Annotated in this window: 17 protein-coding genes; 11 read left to right on the forward strand and 6 right to left on the reverse strand. The window is 68.0% G+C overall.

The window, feature by feature from the left end:
* Nucleotides 1–26 precede the first annotated feature (26 nt).
* The 6 genes from KW843_RS23065 (at nucleotide 27) to mnhG (ending at nucleotide 6388) form a co-directional block, all read left to right on the forward strand.
* On the forward strand, nucleotides 27–2975 hold the full coding sequence (locus KW843_RS23065; RefSeq protein ID WP_218297488.1) for a monovalent cation/H+ antiporter subunit A: 2949 nt from the start codon (nucleotides 27–29) through the stop codon (nucleotides 2973–2975).
* Nucleotides 2966–3331 carry a Na+/H+ antiporter subunit C gene (locus KW843_RS23070; RefSeq protein ID WP_142146595.1) on the forward strand — a complete coding sequence of 122 codons (366 nt, stop codon included), beginning with the start codon at nucleotides 2966–2968 and terminating at the stop codon, nucleotides 3329–3331. The genes KW843_RS23065 and KW843_RS23070 overlap by 10 nt, the downstream gene beginning before the upstream one ends.
* Nucleotides 3332–3490: 159 nt before the next feature.
* A complete protein-coding gene (locus KW843_RS23075; RefSeq protein WP_255594897.1) occupies nucleotides 3491–5212 on the forward strand; it encodes a monovalent cation/H+ antiporter subunit D in 1722 nt (573 codons plus the stop codon).
* Nucleotides 5209–5730 (forward strand): Na+/H+ antiporter subunit E, encoded by a 522-nt coding sequence (locus KW843_RS23080; protein WP_218297489.1) that lies wholly within the window; start codon nucleotides 5209–5211, stop codon nucleotides 5728–5730. Before KW843_RS23075 ends, KW843_RS23080 begins: the two co-directional genes overlap by 4 nt.
* The gene (locus KW843_RS23085) at nucleotides 5727–6005 is read left to right on the forward strand and encodes a K+/H+ antiporter subunit F (RefSeq protein WP_055402533.1); all 279 of its coding nucleotides are present in this window, start codon (nucleotides 5727–5729) and stop codon (nucleotides 6003–6005) included. The genes KW843_RS23080 and KW843_RS23085 overlap by 4 nt, the downstream gene beginning before the upstream one ends.
* The gene (mnhG, locus tag KW843_RS23090; protein WP_218297490.1) at nucleotides 6002–6388 is read left to right on the forward strand and encodes a monovalent cation/H(+) antiporter subunit G; all 387 of its coding nucleotides are present in this window, start codon (nucleotides 6002–6004) and stop codon (nucleotides 6386–6388) included. Before KW843_RS23085 ends, mnhG begins: the two co-directional genes overlap by 4 nt.
* 51 nt (nucleotides 6389–6439) lie before the next feature.
* On the opposite strand, the gene KW843_RS23095 is transcribed toward mnhG, so the two are convergent.
* The gene (locus tag KW843_RS23095) at nucleotides 6440–10090 is read right to left on the reverse strand and encodes a hydantoinase B/oxoprolinase family protein (protein ID WP_218297491.1); all 3651 of its coding nucleotides are present in this window, start codon (nucleotides 10088–10090) and stop codon (nucleotides 6440–6442) included.
* 85 nt (nucleotides 10091–10175) lie between these two features.
* Nucleotides 10176–10706 (reverse strand): winged helix DNA-binding protein, encoded by a 531-nt coding sequence (locus tag KW843_RS23100; protein ID WP_218297492.1) that lies wholly within the window; start codon nucleotides 10704–10706, stop codon nucleotides 10176–10178.
* 172 nt (nucleotides 10707–10878) lie between these two features.
* Between KW843_RS23100 and KW843_RS23105 the strand changes: the two genes are divergently transcribed.
* The 5 genes from KW843_RS23105 (at nucleotide 10879) to KW843_RS23125 (ending at nucleotide 15431) form a co-directional block, all read left to right on the forward strand.
* Complete coding sequence (locus tag KW843_RS23105; protein ID WP_218297493.1) at nucleotides 10879–11895, forward strand: TRAP transporter substrate-binding protein; 1017 nt, start codon at nucleotides 10879–10881, stop codon at nucleotides 11893–11895.
* A gap of 9 nt (nucleotides 11896–11904) precedes the next feature.
* Nucleotides 11905–12441 carry a TRAP transporter small permease gene (locus tag KW843_RS23110; protein WP_218297597.1) on the forward strand — a complete coding sequence of 179 codons (537 nt, stop codon included), beginning with the start codon at nucleotides 11905–11907 and terminating at the stop codon, nucleotides 12439–12441.
* 193 nt (nucleotides 12442–12634) lie between these two features.
* On the forward strand, nucleotides 12635–13945 hold the full coding sequence (locus KW843_RS23115; RefSeq protein WP_218297494.1) for a TRAP transporter large permease: 1311 nt from the start codon (nucleotides 12635–12637) through the stop codon (nucleotides 13943–13945).
* A 134-nt stretch (nucleotides 13946–14079) separates the two neighbouring features.
* Nucleotides 14080–14466 (forward strand): fluoride efflux transporter CrcB, encoded by a 387-nt coding sequence (gene crcB / locus KW843_RS23120; protein WP_218297495.1) that lies wholly within the window; start codon nucleotides 14080–14082, stop codon nucleotides 14464–14466.
* A gap of 101 nt (nucleotides 14467–14567) precedes the next feature.
* Entirely contained in the window at nucleotides 14568–15431 is an 864-nt protein-coding gene (locus KW843_RS23125) for a TIGR00730 family Rossman fold protein (RefSeq protein WP_218297496.1), read from the forward strand.
* 74 nt (nucleotides 15432–15505) lie between these two features.
* Here the strand turns inward: KW843_RS23125 and KW843_RS23130 are convergent, their stop codons facing one another.
* The 4 genes from KW843_RS23130 to KW843_RS23145 all read right to left on the reverse strand — a co-directional run bounded on the left by KW843_RS23130 (nucleotide 15506) and on the right by KW843_RS23145 (nucleotide 21180).
* Complete coding sequence (locus KW843_RS23130; protein ID WP_218297497.1) at nucleotides 15506–16696, reverse strand: MFS transporter; 1191 nt, start codon at nucleotides 16694–16696, stop codon at nucleotides 15506–15508.
* Complete coding sequence (gene rmuC / locus KW843_RS23135) at nucleotides 16693–18519, reverse strand: DNA recombination protein RmuC (protein WP_218297498.1); 1827 nt, start codon at nucleotides 18517–18519, stop codon at nucleotides 16693–16695. The genes KW843_RS23130 and rmuC overlap by 4 nt, the downstream gene beginning before the upstream one ends.
* Before the next feature lie 80 nt (nucleotides 18520–18599).
* A complete protein-coding gene (locus KW843_RS23140) occupies nucleotides 18600–19595 on the reverse strand; it encodes a D-glycerate dehydrogenase (RefSeq protein WP_218297499.1) in 996 nt (331 codons plus the stop codon).
* A gap of 172 nt (nucleotides 19596–19767) precedes the next feature.
* Nucleotides 19768–21180: a sodium:proton antiporter gene (locus KW843_RS23145; RefSeq protein ID WP_218297500.1), complete on the reverse strand. Its 1413-nt coding sequence runs from the start codon at nucleotides 21178–21180 to the stop codon at nucleotides 19768–19770.
* Nucleotides 21181–21184: the final 4 nt, after the last annotated feature.

Genomic DNA, 21184 nt, shown 5'->3' on the forward strand with positions numbered 1-21184 from the left:
GAGCGAACCCCTAAAATTGTTCGCGCATGTCCCTGATCACCCTCATTCTCCTTCCCTTCATCGGCAGCCTTCTGGCGGCCGTGCTGCCCGCCAATGCGCGCAACACCGAGTCCACGCTGGCGGGGCTGATCGCCGTGTTCTGCACCGTGCAGGTCGCGCTGTGTTTTCCCGAGATCGCCGACGGCGGCGTATTGCGGCAGGAGATCGAGTGGCTGCCCGCGCTGGGCCTGAACCTGGTCATCCGCATGGACGGTTTCGCGTGGATGTTCTGCATGCTGGTGCTGGGCGTGGGCAGCCTGGTGGTGCTGTATGCGCGCTACTACATGTCGGCGGCCGACCCGGTGCCGCGCTTTTTTGCGTTCTTCCTGGCGTTCATGGGTGCGATGGCGGGCGTGGTGCTGTCGGGCAACATCATCCAGATCGCGTTCTTCTGGGAGCTGACCAGCCTGTTCTCCTTCCTGCTGATCGGCTACTGGCACCACCGCAAGGATGCGCGGCGTGGGGCACGCATGGCGCTCACGGTCACGGGCACGGGCGGCCTGTGCATGCTGGCCGGCATGCTGGTGTTGGGCCACATCGTGGGCAGCTACGACCTCGACCACGTGCTGGCCGCCGGCGCACTGATCAAGGCGCACCCGCTGTACCTGACCGCGCTGGTGCTGATCCTGCTGGGTGCGCTGACCAAGAGCGCGCAGTTCCCGTTCCACTTCTGGCTGCCCCACGCCATGGCCGCGCCCACGCCTGTGTCGGCGTACCTGCACTCGGCCACCATGGTCAAGGCGGGCGTGTTCTTGCTGGCGCGGATGTGGCCCGCGCTCGCGGGCACCGAGGCATGGTTCTGGCTGGTGGGGGGGGCGGGCCTTTGCACGCTGCTGGTGGGTGGCTACGCGGCCATGTTCCAGAACGACCTCAAGGGCCTGCTGGCCTATTCGACCATCTCGCACCTCGGGCTCATCACCCTGCTGCTCGGCCTGAACAGCCCGCTGGCCGCCGTGGCCGCCGTGTTCCACATCATGAACCACGCCACCTTCAAGGCTTCGCTGTTCATGGCCGTGGGCATCGTGGACCATGAAAGTGGCACGCGCGACATCCGCCGCCTGTCGGGCCTGCGCACGATGATGCCCATCACCGCCACGCTGGCCATGGTGGCCAGCGCGGCGATGGCCGGCGTGCCGCTGCTCAACGGCTTCCTGTCCAAGGAAATGTTCTTTGCCGAAACGGTGTACGTGAACACCACGCCGATGCTGGAATGGCTGCTGCCCGTGGCCGCCACCGTGGCGGGCATGTTCAGCGTGGCGTATTCGCTGCGCTTCACGGTGGATGTGTTCTGGGGCCCGCCCGCCACCGACCTGCCGCGCCCACCCCACGAGCCGCCGCACTGGATGCGGGTGCCGGTGGAACTGCTCGTGCTGGCCTGCCTGGTGGTGGGCACGCTGCCTGCCTGGTCCGTGGGCGCCTACCTGGCCGCGGCCGCAGGGCCGGTGGTGGGGGGCGAGCTGCCCACCTACAGCCTGGCGGTCTGGCACGGGTTCAACACACCGTTCGTGATGAGCCTGGTGGCCCTGGGCGGGGGCATCGCGCTGTATGCCCTGCTGCGCTGGCAGCGCGAAAAAGGCGTGCTGGATGCGCCGCCGGTCATGCACCACATCAGCGGCCAGCGGCTGTTCGAAGGCACCCTGGCGGCCGTCACCCAGTGGGGCCGCCATGGCCGCCGGATGCTGGGCACCGGGCGGCTGCAGTGGCAGATGCTGTGGCTGGTGAGTGCCGCGCTCGTGGCCTGCGTGCTGCCCCTGTGGGCTCGTGGCCTGCCCATTGGCGACCGGGCGCAGCTGCCGCTGTCTCCGGCCTTCGCGCTGCTGTGGCTGCTGGGCGCGCTGTGCGCCATGGCGGCGGCCTGGCAGGCCAAGTACCACCGGCTGGCGGCACTCACGCTGCTGGGTGGCGCGGGGCTGTGCGTGTGCCTGACCTTCCTCTGGTTTTCAGCCCCCGACCTGGCGCTCACGCAGATCGTGGTGGAGGTCGTGACGACCATCCTCATCCTGCTGGGCCTGCGCTGGCTGCCGCGCCGCGACGAGGCCCTGCGCAAGCCCACGCTGGCCGAAGAGCGCCGCACCCAACTGCGCCGCTACCGCGACATGGCGCTGGCGCTGACCACGGGTGCGGGCATGGCCCTGCTGTCGTTCGCGATGATGAGCCGGCCCTTCCCCGACAGCACCTCCACCTTCTTCCTGGAGCGCGCGCTCAGCGAAGGCGGGGGCACCAATGTCGTCAACGTGATGCTGGTGGACTTCCGAGGCTTCGACACCTTTGGCGAGATCGTGGTGCTGGGCATCGTGGCCCTGACGGTGTATGCGCTGCTGCGGCGCTTTCGGCCCGCGCGCGAGGTGATGGACCTGCCGCCCCAGCAGCGCGCGCTGCCCGCCGATGTGGACACCGACCTGTCCAACCCGCGCCAGACCGCCGACACCGCCGTGGGCTACCTCATGGTGCCCGCCGTGCTGGTGCGGCTGATGCTGCCGTTCGCGACCCTCGTGTCCATGTATCTGTTCATGCGCGGGCACAACGAGCCCGGCGGCGGCTTCGTGGCGGGGCTGGTGTTCTCGGTGGCGCTGCTGCTGCAGTACATCGTCTCGGGCACCTCGTGGGTCGAAGCCCACCTGCCCCTGTACCCGCGCCGCTGGATCGGCGTGGGCCTGCTGGCCGCGCTGGCCACCGGCCTGGGGGCCTGGGCCTGGGGCTACCCCTTCCTGACCAGCCACACGGCCCACCTGCACCTGCCCTGGGTGGGCGAGGTGCACGTGGCCAGCGCGCTGTTCTTCGACATCGGCGTGTTCACGCTGGTGGTGGGCTCGACCATGCTCATCCTCACCGGCATCGCCCACCAGTCGGTGCGCAGCCACCGCTACAACAACGCACGCACGGCCGATGAGGTGCAGGCCGCCGCGGCGACACAGGGAGAAGGCCCATGGAACTGATTCTGGCCCTGGCCATCGGCGTGCTCACCGGCTCGGGCGTGTGGCTGCTGCTGCGCCCCCGCACCTTCCAGATCATCATGGGCCTGTCGCTGCTGTCGTACGCCGTCAACCTCTTCATCTTCAGCATGGGCCGCCTGGGCCTGGCCATCGACAAGGAGCCCGTGCTGCAGCCCGGCCTGCCCCAGGACCTGGCCCACTACGCCGACCCCATGCCCCAGGCGCTCACGCTCACGGCCATCGTGATCGGCTTCGCCATGACCGCCCTCTTCCTCGTGGTGCTGCTGGCATCGCGCGGCATGGCGGGCACCGACCATGTGGACGGCACCAAGGGCAAAGACGTGCAGGAAATGCCATGATGAAGAACACCCCCCTGAGCGGCTTCGCCGCTTCCCCCCGCTCTCGCAGCGCTGTGCGCTGCGGGCAGGGGCACGCAGCCCTCGCGGCGGGGCGGCCCTGGCTCGGCTGCCCTGGCCTGAGGCGCGCCCTTTTCATGCGCAGCGCCATGGAGTCCTGACATGACATCCGTGCACCTCCTACTGGAGCGGCTGATGCCACACCTGATCCTCGCGCCCATCGCGCTGCCCCTGCTCACGGCCGGGCTCATGCTGCTGCTGCGCGAGGAGCGCCAGCGCACCAAGGTCACGCTCAACATCGCCTCGACCTTCCTGGGCCTGGTGGTGGCCGTGCTGCTGCTCGTGCAGGCCAAGGACCCCGCCCTTCACAACAGCCTGGCGGTGTACCTGCCGGGCAACTGGCCGGCGCCGTTCGGCATCGTGCTCGGCATCGACCGGCTCTCCGCCATGATGCTGGTGCTCGCCAGCACCGTGGCGCTGGCCACCGTGCTGTTCTCGGCGGCGCGCTGGCACCGCGCGGGGGTGCACTTCCACCCGCTGTTCCAGTTCCAGCTCATGGGGCTGGCGGGCGCGTTCCTCACGGCCGACCTGTTCAACCTGTTCGTGTTCTTCGAGATCATGCTGGCCGCGTCCTACGGCCTGCTGCTGCACGGCTCGGGCCGCCCGCGCGTGTCGGCGGGGCTGCACTACATCGCCATCAACCTGGCGGCCTCGTCGCTGTTCCTGATCGGCGTATCCATGCTCTACGGCATCACCGGCACCCTGAACATGGCCGACCTGGCGCAGAACATCGCCGCCGTCGCGCCAGCGGACCGCGGCCTGCTGCACGCCGCTGCGGCGGTCCTCGCGGTGGCCTTTCTCATCAAGGCGGCGGTATGGCCCCTCAACTTCTGGCTGGTACCCGCCTACAGCGCGGCCACGGCCCCCGTGGGGGCGCTGTTCGCGCTGATGACCAAGGTGGGCGTGTACAGCGTGCTGCGGCTGTGGACACTGCTGTTCGGCGCCGAGGCCGGCGAATCGGCCCAGTTCGGCGGCCAGTGGCTCATCGGCGGCGGCATGCTCACGATGGCCTTCGGCGCCATCGGCATGCTGGGCTCGCAGCGCCTGGGGCACCTGGCGGGCTTCAGCGCCATCCTGTCGTCGGGCACGCTGCTGGCGGCGGTCGGCTTCGGGCAGAACCTGCTCACGGCCGGGCTGCTGTACTACCTGCTCAGCTCCACGCTGGCCGTGAGCGCGCTGTTCCTGCTGGCCGACCTGATCGACCGCTGGCGCAACGACGGCTCCAACCTCGCCCCCTACGAGCAGACCGACGACGCCCCGTTCCTGTCCGCCGACCTGGTGCCCACCGAAGGCATGAACCTCGACGACCAGGAGGAGGCGCTCATCGGCCAGGTCATCCCTGCGGCGGCGGCGTTCCTGGGGCTGGCGTTCATGGCCTGCACGCTGATCATCGCGGGCCTGCCGCCCCTGCCGGGATTCGTGGGCAAGTTCGCCATGGTCCACGCGCTCTTCAATCCGCTGGGCCTGGGGGCATCCCACGGATTCCAACTGGGGGCCGCGGGCTGGATGCTGGTGGCGCTGCTGGTGGGGTCGGGCCTGCTCGCGCTGCTGGCGCTCACGCGCGCGGGCATCCGCCATTTCTGGGCGGCGCACGACCGCACATCCCCCAAGCTGCTGGTGCTGGAAGGCCTGCCCATCGCCCTGCTGCTGCTGGCCAGCGCGGCCCTGGTATGGCAGGCGGGGGCCGTGATGCGCTACACCCAGGCCACGGCCGACGCGCTGCATGCCCCGTCCACCTATGTGCGCGCCGTGATGACCGCCGCGCCGGTGCCCAACCCGCCCCACGCGGATGCGCCCGCACCCCAAGGAACCACGCCCCCATGAAGCCCCGCAACACCCCCGTGCAGCGGCCCTTCAAGCGCCTGGTGCCCGCCCCCGTGCTCTCGCTGGCGCTGCTGGCGCTGTGGCTGCTGCTCAACCGCAGCCTGAGCGCGGGCCACATCGTGCTGGGCACGGTGCTCGCTCTGGCCATCCCGCTGCTCACGGCCGGGCTGCGCCCGTTGCCCGTGCGCATCCGCAAACCCGGTGCCGTGCTGCGCTTGGCATTCACGGTGGTGGCGGACACCACCCGCTCCAACCTGGCCGTGGCGCGCCTGCTGCTCGCGCCGGGCCGCCGGCGGCACCCCTCGGGCTTCGTGCACATTCCGCTGGACGTGCGCGACCCCAATGCCCTGGCCGTGCTGGCCACGATCGTCTGCATCACCCCCGGCACCGCCTGGGCCGAACTCTCGCTGGACCGCAGCATGCTGCTGCTGCACGTGCTGGAGCTGGACGACGCCGAAGCCATGGCCGCCAGCGTCAAGCAGCGCTACGAACGTCCCTTGATGGAGATCTTTGAATGACACCGATCCTGGATTGGGCCCTGCCCATCGCCCTGTTCATGCTGGCCCTGGCCATGGGCTGCGCGCTGATCCGCCTGCTCAAGGGCCCTTCCGCGCAGGACCGCGTGCTGGCGCTCGACTGCATGTACCTCAGCGGCATGCTGGTGATGCTGGTGCTGGGTTTGCTGTACGGCAGCAAGAACTACTTCGAGGCCGCCCTGCTGCTGGCGCTGTTCAGTTTTGTCGGCTCCATGGCCATGGCCAAGTTTTTGCTGCGTGGCGAGGTGATCGAATGACCGAAGCCGCCGCCATCGCCGTTCTTCCGCTGTGGCTCGAAATCATCGTGGCCGTGCTGGTGCTGTCGGGTGCGGGGCTGGCGCTGCTGGGCTCCACCGGCCTGCTGCGCCTGCCCACGTTCTTCGAGCGCGTGCATGCGCCCGCCATCATCGCCACGCTGGGCTGCTGGCTGATCATGCATGGCACGGTGCTGTACTTCTCGGTGGCCGACCGCAGCCTGGCGCTGCATGCGCTGCTGATCGCCGTGTTCGTGGCGATCACGGTGCCGATCATGTCGATCTTCTTGATGCGCGCGGCACTGTTCCGCGCGCGGCAGATGGGGCTGAATGTGCCCCCGAGCCTGAGCCAACCCAGGGCAGCACAGGAAACCGAAGACTCCTGAATTAATAGCTGCCAGCGCTTGATGGACAAGCGCCAGCGGCCATTTTCATCACTATTCTTGGCCTGAAGATCCGAATCCGCCGCCGCCCGGCGTGTGGATTTCAAACACGTCGCCCGGTTGCATCTCGGCCTGGCCGATGTGGTCCAGCAGCTCCACCCGGCCATCGCTGCGCACCACCTTGTTGATGCCCACGGCACCCGGCTGGCCGCCCGCCATGCCAAATGCGCCATGGTGGCGGCCGTTCGACAGGATGCTGGCCGTCATGGGCTCCAGGAAACGCACGCGGCGGATGCCACCGTCACCGCCCTTCCACTGCCCGGCGCCGCCCGAGCCCTTGCGGATCTCGTAGCCCTCCAGCCGCACGGGGAAGCGGAACTCCAGCACCTCGGGGTCCGTCAGGCGCGAGTTGGTCATGTGGCACTGCACGACGCTGGTGCCTGCAAAACCACCCGCCAGTTGCCCGTTGGCATCCCACACGCCCCCCGCGCCGCTGCCGCCCGAGATCGTCTCGTAATACTGGTAGCGCGTGCTGCCAAAGGTGAAGTTGTTCATGGTGCACTGCCCCGCCGCCATCAGGCCCAGCGCGCCATACAGTGCGTTGGTGATGCAGGTGGAAGTCTCCACATTGCCCGCCACCACCGAGGCCGGCGGGTTGGGGTTGAGCATGCTGCCGGGCGGAATGATGACGTTGAGCGGCTTCAGGCACCCCGCGTTGAGCGGAATGTCGTCATCCACCAGCGTGCGGAACACATACAGCACCGCCGCCATGCACACCGCCGTGGGTGCATTGAAGTTGTTCGTCTGCTGCGCGCTGGTGCCGGTGAAGTCGATGGTGGCGCTGCGGTTCTTCGCGTCCACCTTCACGGCCACGCTGATCTGCGCGCCGTTGTCCAGGGGCAGCGTGAACGCACCATCCTTCAGGCGCGTGATGACACGGCGCACCGATTCCTCGGCGTTGTCCTGCACGTGGCGCATGTAGGCCAACACCACATCCAGGCCGAACTCGCCGACCATGCGGCGCAGCTCCTGCTGGCCCTTTTCGTTGGCCGCGATCTGCGCGCGCAAATCGGCCATGTTCTGCTGCGGGTTGCGGCTGGGGTATTCGCCGCTTTCGAGCAGAGCGACCATCTCCGCCTCGCGCAGCACGCCGCGCTCGACCAGCTTCACGTTGTTGATCTGCACGCCCTCTTCCTCGATGCGCGTGGAGAACGGCGGCATGGAGCCGGGGGTGGTGCCGCCGACATCGGCGTGGTGGCCCCGGCTGCCCACGTAGAACGTGGGCGCGGCCTCGTCGGCAAGGTAGACCGGCGTGATGACGGTGATGTCTGGCAAGTGCGTGCCACCGTGGTACGGGTCGTTGAGCACATACACATCACCCGGCTGCATCTTGCCCGCGTTCTCGCGGATCACCGTCTTGATGCTCTCACCCATCGAGCCCAGATGCACCGGCATGTGCGGCGCGTTGGCGATCAGGTTGCCCGCCGTGTCGAACAGCGCGCAACTGAAGTCCAGCCGCTCCTTGATGTTCACCGAGTACGCCGTGTTCTGCAGCTGCAGCCCCATCTGCTCGGCGATGTTCATGAACAGGTTGTTGAACACTTCGAGCAGCACCGGGTCCACCGTGGTGCCCACCGCATGCTGCACGGCACGGGCCACGCGGCGGTCGAGCAGCAGATGGTCCAGCTCGGTCAGCCGGGCCTCCCAGCCGGGCTCGACGATGGTGGTGGCGTTCTTCTCGGCAATGATGGCCGGGCCGGGGATCACATCGCCAGGGCGCAAGTCTTCGCGCACCACGAGCGCGGCGTCATGCCACGCGGCCACGCCGTCGATGCCGCCGGTGTACATGCGCACGGTGCTGCGGCGCGGCACCTCGCGCGCGGGCTGCAGCGTGTGGCGCGGCTCCACGGGCGCGTCGCCGGGCAGCACGGCCTCCACCGACACGGCCTCCACCACCAGGCCCTTGCCCTGCATGAGGAACGCAAAGCGCTGGCGGTAGGCGTTCTCGAACGCGGCGGTGATTTCGGCCAGCGAGCCCAACGGGACGATGAGCGCGGAGTCGCTGCCCTCGTAGCGCACGTGCACGCGGCGGTGCACCACGGCTGTGCCTGCACCCGCCTGCTGGCGCTCCAGCTCGGTGCGCGCGGTGGTGGCCAGTTGTTCCAGCGTGGCTTCGATACCCGTCAACGCCTCGGGCGCCAACTTGGCCTCCACCGCCTGCTCGCGGATCACGTTCTGGTCCGCCAGGCCCATGCCGTAGGCACTGAGCACGCCCGCCAGCGGGTGCACGAACACCCGCGTCATGCCCAGGGCATCGGCCACCAGGCAGGCGTGCTGGCCGCCCGCGCCGCCAAAGCATTGCAGCGTGTAGCGCGTCACGTCGTAGCCGCGTGCCACGCTGATCTTCTTGATCGCGTTGGCCATCTGCTGCACGGCGATCTGGATGAAGCCGTGGGCGACATCCTCGGCCTTGCGCCCGGCCTGCGTGGCAAGGCCATCGAATTTCTGCACCACGGCATCGCCATCCAGCGCCTCGTTGGCGCCGTGGCCAAACACCTTCGGGAAATGCGCGGGCTGGATCTTGCCCACCATCACGTTGGCGTCGGTGACGGCCAGCGGGCCGCCCCGGCGGTAGCTGGCGGGGCCGGGGTTGGCGCCCGCGCTCTGGGGGCCCACGCGAAAGCGCGCGCCGTCGAACCCCAGGATGGAACCGCCACCGGCGGCCACGGTGTGAATGCTCATCATCGGGGCGCGCATGCGCACGCCGGCCACCTGGGTCTCGAACTCGCGCTCGAACTCCCCCGCGTAGTGGCTCACGTCGGTGGAGGTGCCGCCCATGTCGAAGCCGATCACCTTGGCGTGCCCCGCCAGCCCGGCGGTGCGCGCCATGCCCACGATGCCGCCCGCGGGGCCACTCAGGATCGCGTCCTTGCCCTGGAACACCTGCGCATCGGTCAGCCCGCCCGACGATTGCATGAAGAACAGCTTGACGCCCGGCATCTCGCGGGCGACCTGCTCCACATAGCGGCGCAGGATGGGCGAGAGGTAGGCGTCCACCACGGTGGTGTCGCCCCGGCTCACGAACTTCATCATGGGGCTGGTGGCGTGCGAGGCGCTCACCTGCGTGAAGCCCACCTCGCGCGCGATGCGCGCGGCGGCCTCTTCGTGCGCGGTGTAGCGGTAGCCGTGCATGAACACGACGGCTGCGCTGCGCAGGCCCGCGTCATAGGCGGCCCACAGGCGTTCCTTGAGGTGCGCCTCATCCAGCGGCTCGATCACCTCGCCGCGCGCGCCCACGCGCTCCTGGGCCTCGACCACGCGCTCGTACAGCAGCTCGGGCAGCACGATGCGCCGGTCGAACAAACGCGGACGGTTCTGGTACGCGATGCGCAGCGCATCCTTGAAGCCCTTGGTGGTGATGAGCAGCGTGGGCTCGCCCTTGCGCTCCAGCAGCGCGTTGGTGGCCACCGTGGTACCCATCTTCACGCACTCCACCAGTGCGGGTGTCACCGGCTCGCCAGGTGCAAGGCCCAGCAGGTGGCGGATGCCCGCCACGGCGGCGTCCTTGTACTGCTCGGGGTTCTCGGACAGCAGCTTGTGCGTGACCAGGCTGCCGTCGGGCCGCTTGCCCACCACGTCGGTGAAGGTGCCCCCCCGGTCGATCCAGAACTGCCAGCGGGACATGGGGGAAGGTTGGTTGGACATCTTTTGCTATGTTATTGATAGCTTTTTGCGCTTGTGCACCAAGCGCAGGAGCATTGTTGGATTGAAATACCGTGCGTGCCGCGGGTCACAGGGAGGCGGCCGAGCGCGCCGCCTGGTCGTACATGCCGGAAAGCACACGCAGCAACCGGGCCAGCTCGCCAATGTCGCGGTTGAGCGAATCGTCCGCCTGCAGCGCATCGATCAGGCAGCTCTCGCGGATCTCGCGGTAGCGCTGCACGTAGGCGCGGCCGGATTCGGTGGCGGCATAGGTCACTTCCTTCCCATTCTTCTGCGATGCGACGACCCCCAGGTTCTGCAGCTTCTTGAGCGCGTAGTTCACCAGGTGCGTGTCTTCCACGTTCATGATGAAGCAGATGTCGGCCAGGCGTTTGTCGCGCGCGCGGTGCGTCACATGGTGCAGCACCACCACATCCAGCGGGGTCAGGTCCTTCAGGCCGGCAGCCGACATGCAATGCACCACCCAGCGGTGAAAGGCATTGCCCGCGACGATGAGCCCGAACTCGAACTCGCTCATCTCCGCGCTCTGCGCCGACACCAGGTGCGCGGACGACACGATCGGACCGGAATCGCCCTTGGCCTTGGCCCCTGGTTTCATGAACACCGCCTCCACAACAGTCGAATCTGGCACGGGATATGCATAGGCCATTGTAGGCAACTCGACAATGATTTGTTGGCAATTTGTCAGCGTTTAGGCAAAACACCTATGCCACGGCCGATTGCTTTCTATACAGTGGCTTACCCCCACGATCCACCTTGCGGAGCACTCCATGAAGCGTCGAATCTTCTCCACCACAGCCCTGGGAATGGCCCTGGCACTGGGCATGTCTGCCACCTCGGCCCAGGCCCAGGCCAAATGGGACCTTGCGGCCGCCTACCCGGTGAGCAACTTCCACACGGAGAACCTGATGCAGTTCGCCAAGGACGTGGACACCGCCACCGCCGGCAAGCTCAAGATCACCGTGCATGCGAACGCCTCGCTGTTCAAGGCCAACGAAATCAAGCGCGCCGTGCAGGGCGGCCAGGCGCCGGCGGGCGAAATCCTGCTGGGCAACTTCGAGAACGAGAACCCGCTGTACGGCGTGGACGGCATTCCCTTCCTGGCCACCTCGTATGCCGACTCCAAGCGCCTGTACGACGCGCAGAAGGCCTCGCTGGACAAGCTGCTGGGCACGCAGGGCATGAAGCTGCTGTATGCCGTTGCCTGGCCGCCACAAGGCATCTACTCCAAGAAGGAACTGGCCTCGGTGGCCGACCTGCGCGGCATCAAGTGGCGCGCCTACAGCCCCGCCACCGCCAAGATCGCCGAGCTGATCGGCGCGCAGCCCGTGACCATCCAGGCGGCCGAACTCTCACAGGCCCTGGCCACGGGCGTGGTGGAAGCCACCATGACCTCCGGCTCCACGGGCTACGACAGCAAGATCTATGAAAGCATCAAGCTCTTTCACGACACCCAGGCCTGGCTGCCCAAGAACGCGGTCATCGTGAACAAGAAGGCCTTCGACGCGCTCGACAAGCCCAGCCAGGACGCCCTGCTCAAGGCCTCGGCCGAGGCCGAGACTCGCGGCTGGAAGGTCAGCGCCGAAAAGACCGAGTGGTACAAGAAGGCCCTCGCTGAAAAGGGCATGAAGATCGTCACCCCCGCGCCCAAGCTCATGGCCGACATGCGCCAGGTGGGCGAGATCATGCTGGCCGACTGGCTCAAGAAAGCCGGCCCGGAAGGCGAAGCGATCATCGCGGCCTACCGCAAGGGTGGCCCGGCCACGGCCGCTGCGGCCAAGAAGTAAGCCGTGACCATGCTGCGCCGCTGGCTCGACCGCATCTACCTCGCCGCCGGCGCACTGGGCGCGGCATTCATCGCGCTCATCTGCGTGCTCATGATCGCGCAGAGCATCATGCGCGAGCTGGGCCTGCGCACCGGTGCCATCAACGACATCGTGGCCTGGTTCTGCGCGGCCGCCGCGTTCCTGGCCATGGCGCATGCCTTCAAGCACGGCGACTTCGTGCGCGTGACGCTGCTGCTGGAAAAGCTGTCCCCGCGCCGCTGCCGCCAGCTCGAGGTGGTGTCGCTGGCCATCGGGTCCGTGGCCGTGGGCTACCTCATGTGGGCGGCCTGCAGCTACACCTACGAGAGCTGGGAGTTCAACGACATCTCCCAGGGCCTCCTGCCCATGCCGCTGTGGATTCCGCAGCTGAGCTTCGCGCTCGGCTCCATCCTGCTGTGGGTGGCCGTGGTCGATGAATTCATCATCGTGCTGCGCGGCGGCGTGCCGACCTTCGTGCGCGCCGTCGAAGAGCGCCATGCCAAGGGCGACTTTTCTTCTGATATCTAGAGAAGCCCCCCTGAGGCGCTGCGCGCCTTCCCCCGAGGGGAATGCCACTGGTGGCCCGGCGAAGCCGGCTCCACGGTGGCACTGGCGTTTGGCAGCGCCAGTTTTTGCGGTGCGCTGGAAGCGCATTGCGGTGTGAGTACCGATAACAACAGGCTGCATCGGGCATAGCGCTCATCGGCCCAGAAAGTTCGATATGGATATCTTGATGGTGGGTGGCGTGTTGCTGCTGCTCATGCTGGTGCTGCTGTCCGGCGGTGTGTGGATCGCCATGACCCTGGCGATCTGCGGCTGGGTCGGGCAGGCGTTCTTCACCTCCACGCAGCCGGCCAAGAATTTGTTCTCGGCGTTCTGGGAGAGCAACGCGAGCTGGGAGCTGGCGGCGCTGCCGCTGTTCATCTGGATGGGCGAGATCCTGTTTCGCACCAAGCTCTCCGAGGAGATGTTCGAGGGGCTGCGCCCCTGGCTCAACCGCGTGCCCGGCCGGCTGATGCACACCACCATCCTGGGCTGCGGCATCTTCGGCTCGGTCTCGGGCTCGTCGGCGGCCACCTGCGCCACCATCAGCAAGGTGGCGCTGCCCGAGCTCATGAAGCGCGGCTACGACGAGAAGCTGGCGCTGGGCGCGCTGGCCACGGCCGGCACGCTGGGCATCCTGATCCCGCCCTCCATCACCATGGTGGTGTACGCCGTGGCCGCCGATGCCTCCATCATCCGCATCTTCCTGGCGGGCTTCCTGCCGGGCATCCTCCTGATGCTGCTGTTCTCGGGCTACATCGGCTGGTGGAGCCTGCGCAACCCCGACAAGGTGCCCGCCGCCGACCCGCCCTCCTCCCTGCGCGAGAAGATCCGCAAGTCGGGCAACCTGATCCCCGTGGGCGTGCTCATCGTGTTCATCGTGGCCGTGCTCGTCACGGGCTACGCCACCGCCACCGAGTGCGCGGCCTACGGCGTGGTGGGATCGCTGGGCCTGGCGCTGTGGAGCCGCTCGCTCACCTGGCAGAACTTCAAGGAAGGCCTGATGGGCACCACGCGCACCAGCTGCATGATCATGTTCATCCTGGCCGGCGCCGCCTTTCTCACCAAGACCATGGCCTTCACCGGCATTCCGCGCGAGCTGGCCCAATGGGTCAATGCCATGCACCTGTCGCCGTTCGCGCTCATCAGCGTGCTGGTGGTTGTGTACCTGGTGCTGGGCACCGCGCTCGACGGCATCAGCATGATCGTGCTCACCAGCGCCGTGGTGCTGCCCATGATCCAGCAGGCCGGGTTCGACCTGATCTGGTTCGGCATCTTCATCGTGCTGCTGGTGGAGATCGCCGAGGTCACGCCGCCCGTGGGTTTCAACCTCTTCGTGCTGCAGAACATGACCGGCAAGGACAGCAACACCATCGCGCGCGCCGCCATTCCTTTCTTCCTGTGCCTGGTGGTGTGCATCGCACTCATCACGATCTTCCCGCAGATCGTGACCATCCTTCCCGACCTGGTCATGGGCGTGGAGAAGTAGCCGCCCTCAGCCGGTTCGCGCCGCCGCGCCCGGAGGGCTGCGGCGAGGCCGGCCCCGCCGTGGGGCGCAGGCCGTGAACGGCCGGCGTGGGCCACAATAGCGCCCGCATCCAATTTACGGGGAGTGATCGCACCATGCTCGCAGTCGTGGCTATCTGCATCGGCGCCAGTCTGGGCGCGCTGGCGCGCTGGCGGCTGGGCATGTGGCTGAACACCGTGGGAGCGCTCATGCCCTGGGGCACGCTGGCCGCGAACCTCGTTGGGGGCTATCTGGTAGGCGTGTGCGTGGCCGTGTTCCAGGCCCTGCCCCAGCTGGACCCGGTGTGGCGGCTGGCCCTCGTCACAGGCTTTCTCGGCGGCCTCACCACGTTCTCCAGCTTTTCGGCCGAGGTCGTGGGCATGCTGCAGCAGCAGCGCTACCTGCTCGCGCTGGGCACCACCTCCGTGCACCTGCTCGGTTCGCTCACGCTGACCGTGCTGGGCATCCACACTGCTACTCTTTTGCTAGCAGGGCGCGCCTGATCGTGCGTGATAATCGGGCACAACGGCCGCCAACCACCCCCCATTCAACCCACTGCCGACCCGCGCTCGCGCACCGGCCGGCCGCGTTTTCCTGATCTGCCATGGATGCCAACACCCAACTGAATGAACGCCGCCTGGCCGATGCCTGGGCGGAGCTGCAAAGCCACGCCGCCAACGGCAATCCGCTGCACGCCGACGCCTACCGGCTCGCGTTTGCAGACCCCGAATTCCTGTTCCGCCGCGAAACGCGCGGCATCCGCTTCCAGCTGGAGATGCTCAAGCCCGACCTCGGCCAGATCGAGCAGGGCATCGAGAACACCATCGTGGTCTACGGCAGCGCCCGTTTCGTCGCGCCCGACGAGGCCGCGTCCCAGCTGGCCGAAGCCGAGGCCAGCGGCGACGAAGTGCGCCTGCAGCGCGCGCACCAGGCCGTGCGCAACGCCCGCTACTACGACCTGGCCCGCCAGTTCGCTCGCATCGTCGCGGAACACAGCGAGCTGCAGCCGCCCGCCGACCGCATCTACATCTGCACCGGTGGCGGCCCCGGCATCATGGAGGCCGCCAACCGCGGCGCGCATGACGTGGGCGCGCTCAACGTGGGGCTGAACATAGCCCTGCCCCATGAGCAAAGCGGCAACCGCTTCATCTCGCCGACCCTGAGCTTCAAGTTCCACTACTTCGCGCTGCGCAAGATGCATTTCATGATGCGCGCCAAGGCCCTGGTGGCCTTCCCGGGCGGCTTCGGCACGCTGGACGAGCTGTTCGAGGTGCTCACGCTGGTGCAGACGAAAAAGGCCAAGCCCGTGCCCATCGTGCTGTTCGGCACGGACTACTGGAAGCGCCTGATCAACTTCGAGGTGCTGGTCGAACAGGGCACGATCTCGGCACAGGATCTGGGCCTGTTCCACTACACCGACGACCCGCAGGAAGCCTGGGGCCTGATCAAGTCGTTCTACCAGCTGTAGATCCGCGCTGCGTAGCGGCACGGTACGGCACCACCACCTGCCGGCGGCCGCGTGCGGGGGCATGCCCCGCCACGCTATTGCGGCCCGTGCGCTTTCTCCGGCTTCTCCCCGCCGATGCGCCACGCCAGCCGGGCGCCGCCCAGCCCCGTAGCGCCCACGGCCCAGAACAGGCCGCTGACCCCGATCACCGCGCCGGCCGACCCGAACAGCAGCGGCATCAGCACGCTCGATGCGTTGATGGCCATCAGCCGCAGGCCCAGCGCCTCGCCCTGGCGGTGCGATGGCGTGATCTGGTGCAGCAGGCTCATCACCATGGGCTGCCCGGTGCCCAGCGCAAAACCCAGCAGCACCGAGCACACCCCCATGGCGAATGCGCTGTCCAGCAGCGGATAGGCCCCGAACAGCACCGCCGTCACCAGCATGGCCCCCGCCATCACGCCGCGCTCGCGCAGGCGCTCGGCGACAAAGGGCATGAGCACGCGGATCACCGTGGCGGCGATCGCAAACGCGCCGAAGATGGTGCCGATCACCGCGGCCGACAGCCCACGCTCGTGCCCCAGCAGCGGCACCGCAAAAGCGTGTACGTCCCAGCATGAGGAGATCAGCCAGTTCACGATCAGCAGGCGGCGAAACGGCGGGTCGTTCAGCAGGTCCCACGCCCGCTGGGGCGGGCCGCCCGTGGCGGCGGCGACGCTGGGCAGTTCCTGCGTGCCGCGCACACAGAACCAGCTGAGCAGCGGCAGCAGCGCAAGCAGCACGAAGGCCGCGCGGTAGCCCTCCAGGCTGCCCGCCGCGCCACCCGCGTGGTCGATGGCCAGGCCCGCGCAAAAAGGCCCGATGAAGTTGGACACCGCCGGGCCGATGGACAGCCAGCTGAACACCTGCTTGAGTTCGGTGGCGTCATGGACCGCGCGGCCGGCGTGGCGCTGCACCGCTATGGTGGCCAGGCCCGCCGCCGCACCGGTCATCAGCGCGGAGACACACAGCACGGGAAAGGTCGGAAACACCACCGCCAGCCCCGCGCCCACGCAGGCCACGGCCACCGAATAGCCCACGGGGCGCTTGAGGCCGCGGCGGTCCGCGTACCGGCCCGCGGGCAAGGCAAGGAACACCTGGGTGAGCGCGAACAGCGCCACCAGCAGCCCCACCGCCGCCGCGCTGTACCCTTCGCGCAGCGCCAGCAGCGGCGCAGCCAGGCGCATGCCGGCCATGCTGGCATGCACGCAGACCTGTCCTGCGATCAGACGGGCCAGTGCCCGGTTCACAGCGGGTCGTCCTCCGCATCCAGTCCGGGCAGCGCCGCCGTGCCACCGCCCACGGGCAGCGGCAGGGTGGCGCCGGGGGGCGCCGGCAGGTCCTGCACATCACGCAGCTTGCGCTGGATGGCGCGGGTGCGCACCCCCACCTCGTCGAAACGCTTGGCCGCCGCGTCGATGGACTTCTTGGTGGCCTCCACCACGTCGCCAAACTTGGCGAATTCGGTCTTGACCATGCCCAGCAGGCTCCACACCTCCGACGAGCGCTTCTCGATGGCCAGTGTCTTGAAGCCCATCTGCAGGCTGTTGAGCATGGCGGCCAGGTTGGCGGGGCCGGTGATCATCACGCGGCAGTCGTTCTGGATGGCCTCGACCAGGCCGGGGCGGCGTATCACCTCGGCGAACAGGCCTTCGGTGGGCAGGTACAGCACGGCGAAGTCCGTGGTGTGCGGCGGCGAGACGTACTTGGCGAAGATCTTCTTGGCTTCGAGCTTGATCGAGGCCTCGAACGCGTTGCCGGCCGAGGCGATCAGCCCCTTGTCGGCCGCGTCCTGCGCGTCCATGAGCCGCTGGTACTGCTCCACGGGGTACTTGGAGTCGATGGGCAGCCACACCGGATGCTCGTCGCTCTTGCCCGGCAGGCGGATGGCGAACTCCACCAGCTCATCGCTGCCCGGCACGGTCTTGACGTTGCGCGCGAACTGGTCGGGCGTGAGCACGTTGTCGATGATGGCGCCCAGCTGCATTTCGCCCCAGGTGCCGCGCGACTTCACGTTGGTCATCACACGCTTCAAGTCCCCCACGCTGCCCGCCAGGGTCTGCATTTCGCCCAGGCCCTTGTGCACCTGTTCGAGCCGGTCGCTCACCAGCTTGAAGGATTCGCCCAGGCGCTGCTCCAGCGTGGCGTGGAGTTTTTCGTCCACCGTGCGGCGCATCTCCTCGAGCTTGGTGGAGTTGTCGGCCTGGATGGCCGCCAGCCGCTCGTTGAGCGCGTTGCGCAGCTGCTCCGCGTTTTGCTGGCTGCCCTGCACCAGCCCCGTGAGCTGCTGCGAGACCGCATCCTGCAGCACCGAGAACTGGTTCCTGATCTGGAAGCCATTGGCTTCCAGCTGGTCCTTGAGCGCGCTGGACATCGTGCCCAGCTGGGTCTGGATGTCGCCCTTGAGCGAATCGAGCGTGAGGCGCGTGGCCGCCTGCAGGGCCTCGAAGCGCTCCTGGATGCGCTTTTCGAACAGCGCGGCGCTTTCGCCCATCGCCTCGCGCGACTTGACGCTTTCGGCCGCCAGCGCGGCCGTGGTGGCCGTGAGTTCGGTGCGAAAGCCCACCAGGGTGGCCGACAGCTCGGTGCGCGCGGTGGCGGCATCGGCCTGGCCCTGCGCCAGATGGGCCAGCAGGGCCTTGCTGCTTTCTTCCAGCCGCCCGGCCACGGCATTCTGCAAGGCATCGAAACGCTGGGCCAGGGCCGCATCCTGCGCGGCCTGGCGCTGCTCCAGCCGCCCTTCAAACACTCCGAACGCCGCCAGCAGTTCAGCGCGGCCGTTGCGGGACTCGGCCACGGCCTGGGCCAGGCGCTCGTCCACCGCGTGGCGCAGGGTCTCCAGCGTGGCCTGCGTGGTGTGCGTGAAGCCGCGCAGCTGCTGGCCCATGCCGTCCAGCGCGCCGTCGTTCTTGGCCACGGCAATCTGCGTGGCCTGGGCGGTGTGTTCCAGCGCCTGCAGGCGGGCCAGCCACTCAGGCGGCAGATCGACGCGGGGGCGGCGCAGCATGAGCAGCACCAGCAAAACCAGCACGAGAGCCAGCGCGGCCAGCAGGATGAGGGTATCGGTAGTCAAGGCAGGAATACTATGTTTTTGATAGCTGCTTGCGCATATGAATAAAGCGCCAGCGGCCCTTCTTGCTTAAATTCTCGATGTCACTGCCGGCCACGCGGGCCGGGCACCGGCTGGTTCACCGGCGTGAGTGGCCCACGCCCCCCCAGGAAGGCGATCAGGTTGTCGGCCGCCAGGTTGGCCATGGCACGGCGCGTGGGCACGGTGGCGCTGGCAATGTGGGGCGTGAGCACCACGTTGGGCACGGTGAGCAGGTCGGGGTGCACGCCGGGCTCGCCCTCGAACACATCGAGGCCCGCTGCCGCGATGCGGCCTTCCCGCAGCGCCGCGGCCAGCGCGGCATCGTCCACGATGCCGCCGCGCGCAATGTTGATGAGCGTGGCCGTGGGCTTCATGAGCGACAGCTCGGCGGCGCCGATGGTGTGGTGCGAGGCAGGCGTGTAAGGCACCACCAGCACCACATGGTCCGCGGTGCGCAGCAGATCTTCCTTGCCCAGGTAGCTGGCCTTGCATTCGGCCTCCAGCGCGGGCGGCAGGCGCGAGCGGTTGTGGTAGACCACCTTCATGCCAAAGCCGTGCGCGCCACGCCGGGCGATGCCCTGCCCGATGCGCCCCATGCCGATGATGCCCAGCGTGCTGCCGTGGATGTCGCTGCCGGCGAACATGTCGTAGCTCCACTTGGTCCACCGGCCGGCGCGCAGGTAATGCTCGCTCTCGGTCATGCGCCGGGCCGTGGCCATCAGCAGCGCGAAGCCGAAGTCGGCGGTGGTTTCGGTCAGCACGTCGGGCGTGTTGGTGCCCTGCACGCCGGCCGCCGTCATGGCGTCCACGTCGAAGTTGTTGTAGCCCACGGCCATGTTGGCCGCGATCCTCAGGCGCGGCGCGGCGGCCAGCAGGGCCGCATCGATGCGCTGGCTGCCGGTGGTCAGCACGCCATCCTTGTCGGCCAGGCGCGCGGCCAGCTCGGCCGGGGTCCAGATCACGTCGTCCGGGTTGGCCTCGACCTCGAAGTGCGCGCGCAGGCGCTCCACGATGTCGGGGAAGATGGCGCGGGCGACCAGGATGCGGGGTTTGCTCATGAATCTTTAGTCTCCAATGTATCGATACGGTTGCCGTGCCTTGCAACTGGCGCGGCCCGCACCAGCGGCCACCGTGCAAGGGCCGCCCCGCTGCACTCTGGTGGCATCCCCCTTCCCATCGCGCAGCGATGAGAGAAGGGGGAAGCGGCGCAGCCGCGCAGGGGGATGGTCACTACCGGAACCAGATGAAGGTCATCACAATGAACAGCGGCACCAGAATGCCGCCCGACCACAGCATGTAGCCGAAGAAGCTGGGCATCTTCACGCCCCGGTCTTCCGCGATGGCCTTGACCATGAGGTTGGGGGCATTGCCGATGTAGGTGTTGGCGCCCATGAACACGGCACCCGCGGAAATGGCGGCCAGGGTGGGTGCCAGCGTGGTCATCAGCACCGCCGCGTCGCCACCCGCCGTGTTGAAGAACACGAGGTAGGTGGGCGCATTGTCGAGGAACGAACTCAGCAGGCCGGTGGCCCAGAAATACATGGCCGGGTCGGGCGCGCCGTCCGGCCGGGTCACCGCCGAGATGATGGCGCCGAACGGCCCCTGGTTCCCCGCCTTGAGCATCGCGATGACCGGAATGATCGTGAGGAAGATGCCCGCGAACAGCTTGGCCACCTCCTGCATCGGCGCCCAGCCGAACTGGTTGTCGGCATGCACCTGCCGGGGGGTGAGCCACAGCGATGCGAGCGTCACCAGCACAAGCCCCGCATCGCGCACGATGCCCGGCAGCCCCACCAGGGTGCCCGCGACGTCGAACGCCACGCTCGACTTCCAGAAGCCGCTGAGCAGCACCAGCGCGACGACCGCGCCCAGCAAGGCGAAGTTGATCTTCCCGTCGAAGCCGATGGAGCGGCTGTCGGGCGTCGGGTCGGCGGGCAGCACCTCCTCGCGGCGTCGGCAGTACCAGGTGTCCAGCAGGAAGAAGATCGCCAGCAGCGCACCGACCAGGAACAATGTTTCCGGAAAGATGTGGCCCACCGTCCAGAAGAAATCGACGCCCTTGAGAAAACCGAGGAACAGTGGCGGATCGCCCAGCGGGGTGAGCGAGCCCCCCGCGTTGGACACGATGAAGATGAAGAACACCACCACGTGGGCCACGTGCCGGCGGTTGTCGTTGGCGCGGATCAGCGGACGGATCAGCAGCATCGAGGCCCCCGTCGTGCCCATGAAGCTGGCCAGCAGCGCCCCGATCACAAGCAGGGCGGTGTTGAGCCCCGGGCTGCCATGCAGGTTGCCGCGGATGTAGATGCCCCCCGCCACGGTGAACAGCGCCGTGAGCAGCACCACGAACGGGATGTACTCGGCCAGCAGCGCATGCACCAGGCTGGCCCCGGCCACGCCAGGGCCGAAGGCGATGGCGAACGGCAGCAGAAACGCCAGGCCCCACGCGGCCGCGACCTTGCCGAAATGGTGGTGCCAGAAAATGGGTGCCAGCAGCGGCATGAGCGCGATCGATAGCAGGATGCCCGCGAAGGGCACGCCCCACAGCACCGACAGGGTGCTGCCGTCCACATCCGCGGCCACGGCCAGGCCCGGCAACACGAGCAGGGTGATCAAGAGGCCCAGCGCGCGGGGCGCCGGCATCCGG

This window comes from Acidovorax sp. sif1233 (assembly GCF_019218755.1).
GTDB lineage: Bacteria > Pseudomonadota > Gammaproteobacteria > Burkholderiales > Burkholderiaceae_C > Acidovorax.